Below are 14,033 nucleotides of genomic sequence, written 5' to 3' on the forward strand. Positions count from 1 at the left end.
ACTAAAAAGTCATAGGAGATAATGAAAATAAAAAAGCAATCCAAAATAAATTGGATTGCTTTTTTATTTTCATTAAAGAACCGGAGCCATTGTTTCTTTCAATACTTGAACAGAGTGGTCGAATTTTAATTCTTCATCTTCACTTAATTCAACCTCTAAAATTTCACGAACACCGCCGCGATTTAAAACAGCAGGTACCCCGATATACACATCTTTTTGACCGTATTGACCTTCTAAGTAAGCTGATACAGTTAATACACTATTTTCGTCGTTTAAAATTGCTTTTGTAACACGTAGAAGTGACATACCGATACCATAATAAGTTGCGCCTTTACGCTCAATAATATGGTAAGCTGCATCACGGACGTTTATGAAAATTTTGTCTAAATCTTCTTGATTATACGTGTTGTCTTTTTCAAGCAATGTTTGTAGTTTTTGGATACCAACGGAAACATGGCTCCAAACTGGAAGTTCAGTATCGCCGTGTTCTCCGATAATATAAGCGTGAATGTTGTGTGGACCAATATTGAAGTACTCACCTAACATATAGCGGAAACGAGCAGAATCAAGCGTTGTACCAGAACCGATTACACGTTCTTTCGGTAAACCAGATTCTTTCCAAGTTACGTAAGTTAAAATATCTACAGGGTTTGTTGCGATTAAGAAGATGCCATCAAATCCGCTATCCATAATACTGCGAACGATTTGTTTAAAGATTTTGGCGTTTTTCTCAACTAAATCTAAACGTGTTTCGCCTGGCTTTTGTGGTAATCCAGCTGTAATAACTACAAGGTCAGCATCTTTACAATCTTCGTAGCTGCCTTTCCATACTCTAGTTGGAGCTGGTGCGAATGGAACAGCATGACTTAAATCCATTGCTTCTCCTTCAGCTTTTGCCTCATTTACATCGACTAAAACAAATTCTTCAGCTACGGCTTGGTTAATCATGCAGTAAGCATAACTACATCCAACTGCTCCTGTTCCTACTAATACAACACGGTTAATACCTTTTTTCATTTCAAAATTCCTCGCAATTTCATTGGTTTTGTTATGTAAGATAATACGTCTTACTTCTATAGAGTCATATCTAGTTTATTACATTTTATAAAAGATATTCAAGTATTTGAAAATGTATCCGTGTAGTTTCTTGCATGAAACATAGGAAGTAAGTTAACCGAATATAATGCAATAAAATCCTTTATTGAAGGGGAAAAGACCATGATGCAGCCATTAACGATGGAAAGAATGCTTCATATTATTAATGTGGGGCTCGTTAAAACGAAGAATCCAAAGCAGATTATTATTGTTGGTGCAGGAATTTCAGGTTTAGTTGCAGCATCATTATTGAAAGAAGCAGGGCATAAAGTAACAATTTTAGAAGCGAATAATCGAATAGGCGGAAGAATATATACGATCCGTGAACCGTTTAGCAGAGGTTTATATTTTAATGCAGGACCAATGCGGATTCCTGATACACACAAGTTAACTTTAGCTTACATTCGTAAATTCAAATTGCCGTTAAATCTTTTTATAAATAAAACCGTTTCAGATATTATTTATACGAATAATATTAAAACGAGATTGAGCATATTCGAAAAAAATCCAAGTATACTTAGATATCCTATTTTAGAGAGCGAAAAAAGTAAAACGGCAGAAGAGTTAATGTTAGATGTATTAGAGCCGATTCTAAATTATATTAAGAAAGATCCTAATAAGAATTGGAGTATTGTTGAGAAAAAGTATAAAGCATATTCGCTCGGCACATTTTTAACTGAATATTATTCAGACGGTGCAATAGATATGATCGGTGTACTTCTTGATATGGAAGCGTATATGGGAATGTCTTTAATTGAAGTATTACGAGAAATGGTCTTCTTTACTTCAACGACGAAATATTATGAGATAACGGGCGGGATGGATGCATTACCAAAAGCATTTTTATCGCAGTTAAATGAGAATATATTTATGCGGTATAAGGTTGAAAAAATTATACAAGAAAATAGCAAAGTGATGATGCAAGTAAACCATGAACAAACTATAGAGAGATTCATGGTTACAGGTGATGTTGCAATTGTTACTATCCCATTTTCAGCTTTACGTTTTGTTGAAATTCAGCCTTACAATCTATTTTCTTATTATAAAAGACGAGCAATTCGTGAATTAAATTACATTGCTGCAACGAAAATTGCGATAGAGTTTAAAAGTAGATTTTGGGAGAAAGCGGGACAGGGTGGCGGTAAATCTATTACCGATTTACCGATACGGTTTACATATTATCCGAGTTATGGCATTCAGACACCAGGAGCAGCTACCGTTTTAGCGAGTTATACGTGGGCAGATGAGGCGTTAACATGGGATAGTTTACCGAATAGGGAACGCATTCGTTACGCATTAAAAAATTTAGCAGAAATATACGGTGACATCGTCTATAGTGAGTTTGTCACTGGAACATCTTTTAGCTGGAGTAAAAATCCGTATTCTTGCGGTGCATTTACAGCTTTCGAACCAGGCCAAGAGCTCGAGTTATTTCCGTATATTACACCACCATCTGGAAAAGTACATTTTGCAGGAGAGCATACGACATTAACACATGGATGGATGCAAGGGGCAATTGAGTCTGGAGTAAGAGTTGCATATGAAGTAAATGAACAGTGAATCTCTTATATTTACAAATGGTCATTCTTTTAATAAAATGATAAATATAAATCGTAATTATTACGCTTTGAATACATTTGAAGTAAAGAAATGGATGGTCGGTTGAATGAATAAAGTGGAGATTCATATATTAGGTGGTTTTTTAGGTAGTGGAAAATCAACATTATTACAAAATTTATTGTTAGCAGAGAAAAAGAAGAATAGAAAAGTTGCAGTATTAATGAATGAAATTGGTGAATACTCGGTAGATACAGATATTATTGGAAAAGAGAATGTTTTAAGAGAACTTCTTAAAGGCTGTATTTGTTGTACGTTAAAAGAAGAGCTTGAAATACAATTACATTCGTTATACCAACAAGAAAGACCAGATGTGATTTATATAGAAACGACAGGTGTTGCACATCCAATTGAAGTGTTAGACGCGTGTGTCTCGCCAATTTTAGCTCCTTTTCTGGAAGTGAAATCAATTGTAGTCGTTTTAGATGCAGTAAGGTGGTTAAACCGAAGTATATTAAGTGCAAATGTACAACAGCTATTGCATGAGCAACTGAAATTTGGTAGTCACATTCTTGTTAATAAAGCAGATTTACTAACAGATGAAGATAAGAACACAGTATTTGAAGAAGTAAAGGCAATAAATGATCATGCGAAAATGTATGAGACAAAGTATTGTAATATATCTTTAAAAGATATAGAGAAAGCAGAATTTCCAAATGATGAGGAACATGAGACACTACATGTCAAACAGCATTTACATATACAAACGATGACGTATCAATTTTCGAAACCGATTGATCAAGACAAATTATATGAATGGCTTTCGAATTTACCAGATAGTATTTATCGAGTGAAAGGTTTTGTGAAATTCCATGGAGATAAATACCCTCACCTATTCCAATATTCGTTCGGAGTACCAACTTTATTAGAACAAGACTTCGGTTTCCCGACAAACTTAGTAGTAATAGGAGAAGGACTAGATAAGAAACAATTGGCTGAAGGGTTAGAGAAAGTAGAACTTAACTCTAATTAAGGTGAAAAGACTAACTTAAAAAATAAGTTAGTCTTTTTGTATGATCATTACTGAAATGAAACAGTATTTTCAATTGGATTGCAGAATATATATTGATTGTATGTCCGTTTCCATTACATAGGAAGGTGATTATATATTTGTGCCGAATGTAGAGGGTACTACAAGAGTTTTCCATTATCTATCGAATTAGTTAGTCATGATTACGGACAGGGGATTTTGGCGTGTTTGATTCTATCAGAAAGTAAAGTATGGGGAGGATCACAATGTCGATGAAAAAACGTAAGTGGCTAAAGACAATGTTTACTGGTTGTGTTTTAGGTTCGTTATTAATAACGGCAGCTTGTTCAGGAAAGAAAACAAGTACAGAGGATGAAAAAACGATTAAGGTAGGAGTCCTTGCTTCTTTAACAGGACCGCTAGAATCGTATGGAAAACAAACAGTGAACGGATTTGAATTAGGGTTAGATTATGCAACTGGTGGAACTGGGAAAGTAGATGGGAAAAAGATTAAGTTTGTTGTAGAAGATACAGAAACGAAAGCGGATGTAGCAGTTAAAAAAGCTACGAAGTTATTAGAAGAAGAGAAAGTTGATTTTTTAGTTGGATCGTCTAGTTCAAGTGATACGTTAGCGGTTTTACCACTGGCCGGGGAATATGAAAAGATTATGGTTGTAGAACCAGCAGTAGCGGATAGTATTACCGGGAAGAACTGGAATAAATATATTTTTAGAACTGGAAGAAGTTCCTCACAAGATGCGATTGCAGGAGCAGCAGCAATTGCGAAAAAAGATGTAAAGATTGCGACATTTGCCCCAGATAACGCTTTTGGTCGTGAAGGGATTGCTGCATTTAAAGCGGGTGCGAAAAAATTAGGTGCGAACATTGTGAATGAGCAATACGCGGATACAAATTCAACAGATTTTACAGCGAATATTCAAAATATCATTAGTTCAAAACCAGATTACTTATTTATCGTTTGGGCAGGGGCAAATTCACCTTGGAAACAGTTGAAAGATATGAATGTGGAAGCGCAAGGTATTAAAATTTCTACAGGTGCGCCAGATATACCAGCATTAAAAACAATGGATGCATTAGTAGGTATGCAAGGTTTTTCTGTATATTATCACACACTTCCAAAAAATAAAGTGAATGATTGGTTAGTTGAAGAGCATAAAAAACGTTTTAATGGTGCAGTGCCAGATTTGTTTACAGCGGGAGGAATGTCAGCAGCAATTTCTATTGTAGAAGCCTTAAAGAAAACAAAAGGTGATACAGATGTAGATACATTGATTAAGAAAATGGAAGGAATGGAATTTGATACACCGAAAGGAAAGATGAAGTTTAGAGAGAAGGACCACCAAGCGATGCAGACGCTGTATTCTGTCACATTGAAAAAGCAAGATGGTGTTGATTATCCGGTGCCAGTATTAGAGCGAGAATTAACGATGAAAGAGACAGAACCACCAGTTCAAAATAAATAGACTGAATTTTCTGTTGTTTTTGTATAAAGAGGGGGGACCCTCTTTATACATATTTCTTTCATACTCACGGCTTTAAAGGGAGGGATTTCGTGACACATTTGCTAGAGACGAAAAATCTTAGCGTATCTTTTGGTGAACATCATGTTATTAAAGATGTAAATTTAACTGTCCAAAAAGGAAAGCTCATTTCTATTATCGGGCCAAATGGTGCGGGGAAGACAACATTATTTAATTTACTAAGTGGACAGATTTCACCCACAACAGGTGAAGTGTATTTTAAAGGGCAAGATATTACAAAACTATCGATTTCAGATCGAACACGCTTAGGAATCGGTCGCTCTTTTCAGCTTACAAACATATTCCCAGAATTAACGGTACTTGAAAATGTCCGTTTAAGTGTTCAATCATTCGTACAAGATTACTATAGTTTTTTCCCGAGTCCAGCAAAATTAAAGCAACAAGTTGGAGAGGCGAGACGTTTCTTAAAAACAGTATTACTTCACGAGAAAGAGAACGTATTAGCGAAAGATTTGGCACATGGAGAGAAAAGAAAGCTAGAACTTGCGATGTTATTAGCTTTAAAAACGGATGTGTTATTACTTGATGAGCCGACGGCAGGTATTTCGGTTGAGGAGGTCCCTGCTATATTACAAGTGATTGAAAATATTAAGAAACATCCAGAGAGCACAATTGTACTTATCGAACACAAAATGGATATGATACTAGGTTTGTCAGATCATCTTATCGTTTTATTTCATGGAGAGTTATTGGCTGAAGGATTGCCAGAAGAAATTATGAAAGATGAGCGTGTACAAAGTGCTTATTTAGGGGGATTATATAGTGGCACTATTACAAGTGAATAATATAGAAACGTATTTAGATCAGTTTCATATTTTGCAAGGAGTATCTCTTGCTGTTGAGAAAGGGACAATTACTGTACTGTTTGGTAGAAACGGGGCAGGGAAAACAACGACATTACGTTCAGTTATGGGGTTTCACCGCATTGCAGATGGTGAAATTTATTATGATAGTGCAAAAGTAAGTGGATTACCTACACATTTAATTTCAAGGAAAGGAATAGGGTATGTACCAGAAAATCAAGGTATTTTTCATGATTTGACAGTAGAAGAAACATTCGCTCTTGCTAGGGGAAAAGGTGAGGAAGTAGAAGGGAAAATAGAGTGGATGCTGGAACTATTTCCGGATTTAAAGCAGTTTTGGAATAAGAAAAGTGGGCTCTTGAGCGGAGGGCAAAAGCAAATGTTGGCTATTTCAAGAGCGTTTATTAATAGTGATGGATTATTACTTATTGATGAACCGAGCAAAGGGCTATCCCCGATAATGGTGGAGAAATTAATGGTAGCTATTTTGAAGATGAAAGAGAAAACAACAGTTTTACTTGTTGAGCAAAATTTTATGATGGCCAGTCAAATTGGCGATTATTTTTACATTATGGATAACGGACGAATTGTTCATAACGGTTTTATGAATGAATTAAAAAAGGATAAGGAAATGTGTCATAAATATTTAGGAATCTCTTAACATGAATCCGAGGTGAAAAGGGTGGATGTGTTAATCAATTTATTTGTAAATGGGATTTCAACAGGGATGCTCATTTTTTTGTTAGCATCAGGTCTTTCACTTATTTTCGGTCTAATGAGTGTTTTAAACTTTGCACACGGTGGTTTATTTGCATGGGGAGCATTTACAGGTGTTTGGTTATTTAATATGACAGGAAGTTATATATTAGCTTTAGTTGGAGCAGTAGCCATGGGAATGTTCCTAGGATTTATTTTAGAAAGGTTTCTTATTAGACCGGTATATGGAAATCATGTTCGACAGCTGCTCGTTACGCTTGGAGGAATGCTCGTTCTTAGTGAGTGTATTAAAATATTTTGGGGGCCAAACCCTATTAGTGCAAAATTACCGTTATGGTTACAAGGAAGTTTTACATTCGGAGGTATTATATTAATTAAATATCGTCTATTTGTTATTTTGATTGGGATAATTATTTACATTGCACTACTACTATTACTCAAAAAGACGAAGATAGGTCTTATGATCCGTGCAGGTGTAATGGATAAAGAAATGGTTCAAGCGCTTGGTATTAATGTAAAAGCAATATTTTCTTTCGTCTTTTTATTAGGAGCAGGGATGGCAGCTTTGGGAGGATTCTTATTAGCACCGTATTCGGGCGTTATTTTCGCCGAGATGGGCATGCAGTATGCAATTTTAGCTTTTATAGTAGTAATTATCGGTGGATTAGGAAGCGTACAAGGTTCAGCTATTGCTTCTTTAATTGTTGGATTAGCTGGTGCTTTTACAGCGTATTTTATACCAGATTTATCACTTGCAATTAATATGTTAATGTTACTATTTTTCTTAATAGTGAAGCCAACTGGACTTGTTGGTGAAAAGGGGTGAAATGGTGAACAGCACATCGGACCGAATTAAAGTATACTTCGGAGTATGTATGCTCATTTGTTTAAGTGTATTTCCGTTCGTAAATGATTCACGGAGCCTGTTAATTTTGTTCACTCAAATCTTCATCTTTGCTATTTTTGCAATGAGTTTTGATGTATTGCTTGGGTATACAGGAATTGTATCGTTCGGTCATTGTATGTTCTTTGGGATAGGAGCATATGGGGTAGCGCTTTTATTTGATCGACAAGGCGTATCAATAACGAACTTTTTAATTGGAATAGTAGCTGCAATTATCATTTCAGCAATCGTTAGTTATATAATTGGTTTACTTTCTTTACGGCTGAAAAGTCATTTTTATGCGATGTTAACACTTGCTATTTCACAGTTGTTTTTCGTCCTTGCTGAAAAATGGCGTGGGCTCACTCACGGAGGGGATGGTTTTACATTTGGTGTACCAGACGTATTCCGTGATCGTTTTACGTTTTATTATGTAACACTTATATGTTTACTTATCATTTTTGTTCTGTTACGTCTTTTCACCAAATCTTCTATTGGAAAAGTATTAAAGGCAATTTCACAAAATGAGCAACGTGTTGAAGCACTAGGATATAAAGTGCTTCATTATAAAATTATTGCTAGCATTGTTGCAGGAGTAGTAGCTGCGATTAGCGGTGGTTTATTTGTTATCACTTTACGCTTTGTTAATACGACTGTATTTTCAATTGAAATGACATTAAATGCATTATTGATGACAATGATTGGAGGCGTCGGAACGTTAATTGGAGCAATTGCAGGAGCTGGAATTATTGAATCTCTGAAATATTATTTATCAGAACTAGCTACAGAGTATCCGATTTTTGAAAGATGGACGATTATTCTTGGTTTATTGTACATTATCGTATTGCTAGTTTTCCCGAAAGGATTAGTTGGCACGGTTAAGGGACTGAAGAATATGAAACGGAATAAGAAGGGGAAAAGTGCAGAAGTGGAGCAAAATGTGTGAAAAATCAATTGTATAGAATATGAAAATCCCTCTTTTAGATTCATAAAGGAGGGATTTTTTATTAACCAAATAGTTCATCAGGGATTTGTTTAAAAGAGTTTTGATTTGTAAAAAAATGAACAGCTAATTTCTCAACTGGAACATCTTCAATTGGTACCAATTTATCATTTTTAATCGGTAAAAAAGCTATTCCTTTTCCATCATCAATAAACTCTTCCATAAGCGAATAAGAATCCAACTGTTGAAGTTGTTGCTGAGATAGATTGTTTTCTTTTAGAAATTGTATTGTCTTATTCCTAAAAGGGCACTTTTTGTCATTGCTAACGAAGAAAATTTCTTTTGAATAATCAATGGTACATTTTTCTTTCGCTTTTAATAAGCCTACAGAAATTGAGGTCGTGAACACTTTTTTAAACGATGCGTCAGGATAACCCTCATAAGTTATGACCATATCAACTTTTTGTTGCTGAAGTAATTTTTGCAAATGACTACTACTTTCTACATATATTTGATAATTTCTGAAGTTTTCTTCAATACGCTTACTTAAATAATTTGTCAAAATAGATTGTGACGTCGCTATTATATAAGAAGAACCACTCGTTTTAATTTCATCTTTTACTTCTTCTAATAGAGTTAATATTTTATTCGTGTAATCTAATAAAATGTCACCAGCAGGTAACAAGGAAACGCCTTTGTTATCTCTATGTAGTAAAGGCGTTTCTAATTCTTGTTCTAATTTTTTGATTCGCTCAGTTACGTTCGGTTGAACATATCCTAACTCTTTAGCAGCTTTACTAATAGAACCCTCACTGGCTACAGTTTTGAATATAATAAGATCATTTATTTCCATGTATCTCAGCCCCTTATGCACTATCATTATAAATGATACCAAACATAATTTATACCTATTTTACGTTAGCCACTTATCGATTTATCATAATGTATATAAGATTGAAAGCGAGTGATAAACATGATTGGAATGCAATATAAGGTCATTCTTCCAAAGGATTATGACATGGAAATTATTAAGAAAAGGGTAAAGGATAATGGCTATAAAACTGATGGTTTCCAAGAACTAAATTTTAAAGCTTATTTAATTACGGAAACGGAGAAAGACGGGAATTTTTATAACTGCTATGCACCTTTATATATTTGGAATGGCCATGAAGGAATGAAAAAATTTATCTTTGAAGGATATTATGATAATATTTTACAATCTTTTGGATGGCAACAAATAAATATAGGTGTTCCATTAGTTGTTAATCTAAGTGATGATTTTAAGAAATGTAAGTATGTTGTTGAATACGTGGGGAGTATTTCTCAAAAGAATTCATTGATTGAAACTCAATTTAACTTTTTTAATAAGAATGTCCAGAATACAGAAAATTGTAAAGGGAATGTAATAGTGTATAACCCAGATAAGTGGGGATATAGTCAGTTTGAATTTTATGAAGTAAAGCCTGAAATTGAAGAGATAGGGGATATTACATTATATGAGGTTTTACACATTTCACAGTAGATGCGGAATTGAAATAGAAATAAATTATTTATAAAAAATCCATTTTGATTCAAGTAATAATGTTCAAAATGGACTTTTCTTAATTATCTTATGTATATTCAAAACAAATTACTGCTTTTCTTAATTCTTTATTAAAGAATAAGTAAATACGATCGGCACCATAAGCTTGAAAAAAATATCCTGTAACAAATCCAACATATGTAAAGGGATGTCCATATTCATCTTTTGGTACATATAGAAGATTCGTAAAGTCAAAAATTTCGTCTTCGTTATCGCAGTCTTCTAATAATTCTTCACCTTCTTCTGTCATAAAACGAACATCATCTAGGATACCATTTACCACAGGATAATTTAATCCCCAGCCATTTGTTTGTTTTTCAGCAAACTCTCGTTCTAATACTTCTACAGATGTTATTTCTTTTCCTAAGCTAGAATAAGGATAAATTTTTTGATTACGTTGAAAATATTCTTTACGGATTTGATAATCTCTTTTATTACTCTCATAGGCTTGTTCTATTATGTCAGAATTATTTTGTTCGATTTCGAAATAATTCCAATCCGCTTCAAATTTATATTTTCCATTAATGACATCGAACCCTAATGTATCTGCTTTCGTAAAATTTGTGTGAAATGGTTTGGTGAAATCACCCACGCAACCATCATGGATTTCTTTTGCTGACACAATATGTACCCATTCGTCCAATTCCGGTTCAATACATTGTAAGTTTATAGAACAAATGGGTAAAAAGTGCTTTTTATGTTGTTCCAAATCATCATAAAATATGTCTTCATATTCAGGGAATGGTTTTATAAATTGTTTAGAAATATGCATGTTCTGCCCACCTTTATATTAGTGATTTGTTTAATTTTATCATTTTATTTTAATTTTTTCTTATTTAAAAATTTATGATACACATAGTTATGGGAATAAAGAGTTCGTAAGTAAGGTGGATGTCTTATTGTTAAAATTTTATCATATGTCGAACAGTTGAGAGATGAAGCAAAGTAAGACTTCATACTTATACATAGCCTTATTACATTCGACACATAACGACAATATGCTGTTCATTTATCTGTTAGTATAATATATAGTTTTTGGGGATTTTTATCATTTTTACATTGGGGGAAGGGAATATATGTTTAAAAAAATCGCGACAGTCACTTTAGCAGGGACGTTAGCTTTCAGTTTATCGGCATGTGATGAGAAGAAAGAAGTAGCTAAAACTGTATCGAATAATACGAAGGAAGAGCAAAGTAGTGCCAAAAAAGAAAATACGAAGAATGAAGATACAAGAGAATATAATGTTGAAAAAACTACTCAAATTAGAAATCAAAAATTAACAGTCCATAAAGTACAAATAGCACAAGTGGCAGAATATGATAAGCTGGAAAAAGGTAATGAGTTTGTTATTGTTCATGTTACAGTAGAGAATATTGGTAATCAAAAAGTTAGAATTAATCCATTAGATTTTTACCTTGAAAGAGGAGATGGAAGTATCGTGGACCATACATTTTCAACTAGTAATAAAAATATTTTTAAAATTAAAGATGTAGATCCAAACGGTAAGTTAACAGGAGCCATAACATTTGAAGCGAAAAAAGGTGATTCTAATCTTGAATTAATTTATAGACCTGATGTTATGTCTAAAGAGGAAGTAAAAGTAGAACTTAAATGATTTATCCCGTAAGAGCCCAATTGGTGTAAACAAGAGCCTTTTATGCAAACTTATACAAGTTTTACATGAAGACGGTATGCTCAAATGTATTTACGGTACGATAAAAGAAAATAATAGATTAGAAGACGATGTGAATTTCAAACATATTGTTTTGAAAACAAAAAATAAATGCATGATAAGGATTGGCGTTGGAGCTTAATCCTTTTTTTTATGGAGGTGTAGAGAATGGCAAGTAGACCTAATACTACACGAGTGATGCCTTTAGTTAAGTACAAGTAAGTTGAGTTATATATAAAATGAAATTATTTCTTGCATTACTATCACTTGAGTGGTAAAGTGATAGTAAGATTAACGCTAGGAAGTGACAAAACATGCGTGATAATACGATAGGATCATTAATATGGTTACGTTTAATACGATTTACGAACCAAAGTAATCAAATGTCAAATGAGTTTTTAAAACGTTTTGATTTAACGACAGCTCAATTTGATGTGCTTTTGCAAATACGTACGTATCAACCACTAACACAAATGGAGTTAGCTGAAAAGGTAACTGTTACACAAGGTGGCATTTCTCGAATGTTAACTCGTCTTGAAAAAGAAGGATATATTGTACGAAAACAAGATTGGAAAACGAAAACAATTAGTCTTACAGAGCAAGGAGAAGCAGCTTTAGAGAGAGCATTGCCAGAGCAACTTGCATTTCAATCATCTTTTTTTGATGATGTATTAAATGAAGAAGAACAGAAAATATTATACGAGCTAATGACGAAAGTTCATAAGCATAGTGAAAAAAAAGAATTACCGAAAGAGTAATTTTTTTTACAACATCAATTGACTAATCAAGTGAAGTTATAGGCAATAGGAAAATACATTTGACTTACAAACATTTTTAAAAGAGAAACTAATAACACTTCATTAAAGGAGAGAGTAATGATGGAAAAATACCGTATGGATACAAATAAAGGGATGGAGTTTGGATTATATTCAATTGGTGATCACGTTTTAAATCCGCATAACGGAGAGAAAATTAGTGCAGAACAAAGAATTCACGAACTAATTGATACAGCTAAGTTAGCGGATGAAGCTGGACTTGATGTATTTGCTGTCGGTGAAAGTCATCAAACGCATTTTACAACACAAGCTCATACAGTTATTTTAGGAGCTATTGCACAAGCTACGAAAAATATAAAAATTGCAAGTTCAGCAACGATAGTAAGTACATCTGATCCGGTACGAGTATATGAGGATTTTGCTACAATTGACTTAATTTCTAATGGACGTGCAGAAATCGTGGTTGGTCGTGGATCTCGTATTGGGGGATATAGTTTACTTGGTTATGACGTGAATGATTATGAAGAATTATTTGAAGAGAAGATGGATCTTTTATTAAAAATTAATAACGAGGAACATGTAACTTGGAATGGACAGTTCAGAGCACCACTTGCATACGCATCGGTTATTCCAAGAGCGAAAAATAATAATTTACCAATTTGGCGTGCAGTTGGTGGCCCACCAGCTAGTGCGATTAAAGCAGGGCGTGCGGGTGTGCCAATGATGATAACAACACTAGGTGGTCCAGCTATTAACTTTAAAGGATCAGTAGATGCTTATCGTGAGGCTGCTGTACAAAGCGGATTTGATCCAGCTAGTTTACCAGTTGCGACAACGAGTTTATTTTATACGGCAAAAAATTCACAAGATGCACTTAGTGAATATTACCCTCACATTAATGCTGGTATGCTCACACTGCGCGGTGGTGGGTATCCGAAACAGCAATTTACAAATGCAATAGATTACCGTGATGCTTTAATGGTTGGTAGCCCACAACAAATCATTGAGAAAATGCTTTACCAATATGAATTGTTTGGCCAACAACGCTTTATGGCACAAATTGATTTTGGCGGTGTACCATTTGATAAAATTGAGAAAAATATTGAATTAATTGCTACTGAAATTTTACCAGCCGTTAGAAAACATACAGCAAAATAAATAAAAAAACTGAGAGTCTAATCGATTCTCATTTTTTTTATTTGTTCTGGAAAAATGACAAAAAAATGAACTTTTAGTCGAGGAAGAGGGAAGTTATTTTCTATTTTTGAATAACATTATTTTGAGTTTGAATTTTGAAAATACATTTTTCTCTTGACAAAAAACAAGCATTTATCGAGGGTGGTTTCGAGGACATTTTTTCGGGTGAAAGTCAAGTGTATGAAGAAAAAAACGATTGTTTTATAGATATAAAA

At 33.9% G+C, this 14,033-nt stretch carries 14 protein-coding genes; 11 read left to right on the top strand and 3 right to left on the bottom strand.

Annotated elements, in window-relative coordinates; all coding sequences use genetic code 11:
* Nucleotides 1-72: 72 nt before the first annotated feature.
* On the bottom strand, nucleotides 73-1,017 hold the full coding sequence (locus AXW78_RS09355) for an L-lactate dehydrogenase (RefSeq protein WP_000715326.1): 945 nt from the start codon (nucleotides 1,015-1,017) through the stop codon (nucleotides 73-75).
* A 201-nt stretch (nucleotides 1,018-1,218) separates the two neighbouring features.
* Between AXW78_RS09355 and AXW78_RS09360 the strand changes: the two genes are divergently transcribed.
* From AXW78_RS09360 to AXW78_RS09390, 7 genes are all read left to right on the top strand, one after another.
* Nucleotides 1,219-2,655, top strand: a complete 1,437-nt coding sequence (locus tag AXW78_RS09360) for a flavin monoamine oxidase family protein (RefSeq protein ID WP_000983559.1) — start codon at nucleotides 1,219-1,221, stop codon at nucleotides 2,653-2,655.
* A 106-nt stretch (nucleotides 2,656-2,761) separates the two neighbouring features.
* Entirely contained in the window at nucleotides 2,762-3,685 is a 924-nt protein-coding gene (locus AXW78_RS09365; protein ID WP_001044945.1) for a CobW family GTP-binding protein, read from the top strand.
* A 263-nt stretch (nucleotides 3,686-3,948) separates the two neighbouring features.
* Nucleotides 3,949-5,166, top strand: coding sequence for a substrate-binding domain-containing protein (locus AXW78_RS09370; protein ID WP_000062001.1), 1,218 nt, complete (start codon nucleotides 3,949-3,951; stop codon nucleotides 5,164-5,166).
* An 89-nt stretch (nucleotides 5,167-5,255) separates the two neighbouring features.
* Nucleotides 5,256-6,029, top strand: a complete 774-nt coding sequence (locus tag AXW78_RS09375; protein WP_000149324.1) for an ABC transporter ATP-binding protein — start codon at nucleotides 5,256-5,258, stop codon at nucleotides 6,027-6,029.
* A complete protein-coding gene (locus tag AXW78_RS09380) occupies nucleotides 6,007-6,708 on the top strand; it encodes an ABC transporter ATP-binding protein (RefSeq protein ID WP_001196696.1) in 702 nt (233 codons plus the stop codon). Before AXW78_RS09375 ends, AXW78_RS09380 begins: the two co-directional genes overlap by 23 nt.
* Nucleotides 6,709-6,729: 21 nt before the next feature.
* Nucleotides 6,730-7,590: a branched-chain amino acid ABC transporter permease gene (locus tag AXW78_RS09385; protein ID WP_000382787.1), complete on the top strand. Its 861-nt coding sequence runs from the start codon at nucleotides 6,730-6,732 to the stop codon at nucleotides 7,588-7,590.
* 49 nt (nucleotides 7,591-7,639) lie between these two features.
* Nucleotides 7,640-8,593: a branched-chain amino acid ABC transporter permease gene (locus tag AXW78_RS09390; protein WP_002163942.1), complete on the top strand. Its 954-nt coding sequence runs from the start codon at nucleotides 7,640-7,642 to the stop codon at nucleotides 8,591-8,593.
* 61 nt (nucleotides 8,594-8,654) lie between these two features.
* On the opposite strand, the gene AXW78_RS09395 is transcribed toward AXW78_RS09390, so the two are convergent.
* The gene (locus AXW78_RS09395) at nucleotides 8,655-9,443 is read right to left on the bottom strand and encodes a LysR family transcriptional regulator (RefSeq protein ID WP_000404992.1); all 789 of its coding nucleotides are present in this window, start codon (nucleotides 9,441-9,443) and stop codon (nucleotides 8,655-8,657) included.
* Nucleotides 9,444-9,563: 120 nt separating this feature from the next.
* On the opposite strand from AXW78_RS09395, the gene AXW78_RS09400 reads away from it, so the two are divergent.
* Nucleotides 9,564-10,112, top strand: a complete 549-nt coding sequence (locus tag AXW78_RS09400; RefSeq protein WP_000579904.1) for a DUF4865 family protein — start codon at nucleotides 9,564-9,566, stop codon at nucleotides 10,110-10,112.
* An 88-nt stretch (nucleotides 10,113-10,200) separates the two neighbouring features.
* Here the strand turns inward: AXW78_RS09400 and AXW78_RS09405 are convergent, their stop codons facing one another.
* On the bottom strand, nucleotides 10,201-10,944 hold the full coding sequence (locus tag AXW78_RS09405; RefSeq protein WP_061884065.1) for a hypothetical protein: 744 nt from the start codon (nucleotides 10,942-10,944) through the stop codon (nucleotides 10,201-10,203).
* 304 nt (nucleotides 10,945-11,248) lie between these two features.
* Between AXW78_RS09405 and AXW78_RS09410 the strand changes: the two genes are divergently transcribed.
* From AXW78_RS09410 to AXW78_RS09420, 3 genes are all read left to right on the top strand, one after another.
* The gene (locus tag AXW78_RS09410) at nucleotides 11,249-11,788 is read left to right on the top strand and encodes a DUF4352 domain-containing protein (protein WP_000473158.1); all 540 of its coding nucleotides are present in this window, start codon (nucleotides 11,249-11,251) and stop codon (nucleotides 11,786-11,788) included.
* A gap of 371 nt (nucleotides 11,789-12,159) precedes the next feature.
* The gene (locus AXW78_RS09415) at nucleotides 12,160-12,603 is read left to right on the top strand and encodes a MarR family winged helix-turn-helix transcriptional regulator (RefSeq protein WP_001205522.1); all 444 of its coding nucleotides are present in this window, start codon (nucleotides 12,160-12,162) and stop codon (nucleotides 12,601-12,603) included.
* Between the two features lie 120 nt (nucleotides 12,604-12,723).
* Nucleotides 12,724-13,779: an LLM class flavin-dependent oxidoreductase gene (locus AXW78_RS09420; protein ID WP_000417562.1), complete on the top strand. Its 1,056-nt coding sequence runs from the start codon at nucleotides 12,724-12,726 to the stop codon at nucleotides 13,777-13,779.
* The last annotated feature ends 254 nt before the right edge of the window (nucleotides 13,780-14,033 follow it).

The organism is Bacillus thuringiensis, assembly GCF_001595725.1.
GTDB classification, from domain to species: domain Bacteria; phylum Bacillota; class Bacilli; order Bacillales; family Bacillaceae_G; genus Bacillus_A; species Bacillus_A thuringiensis_K.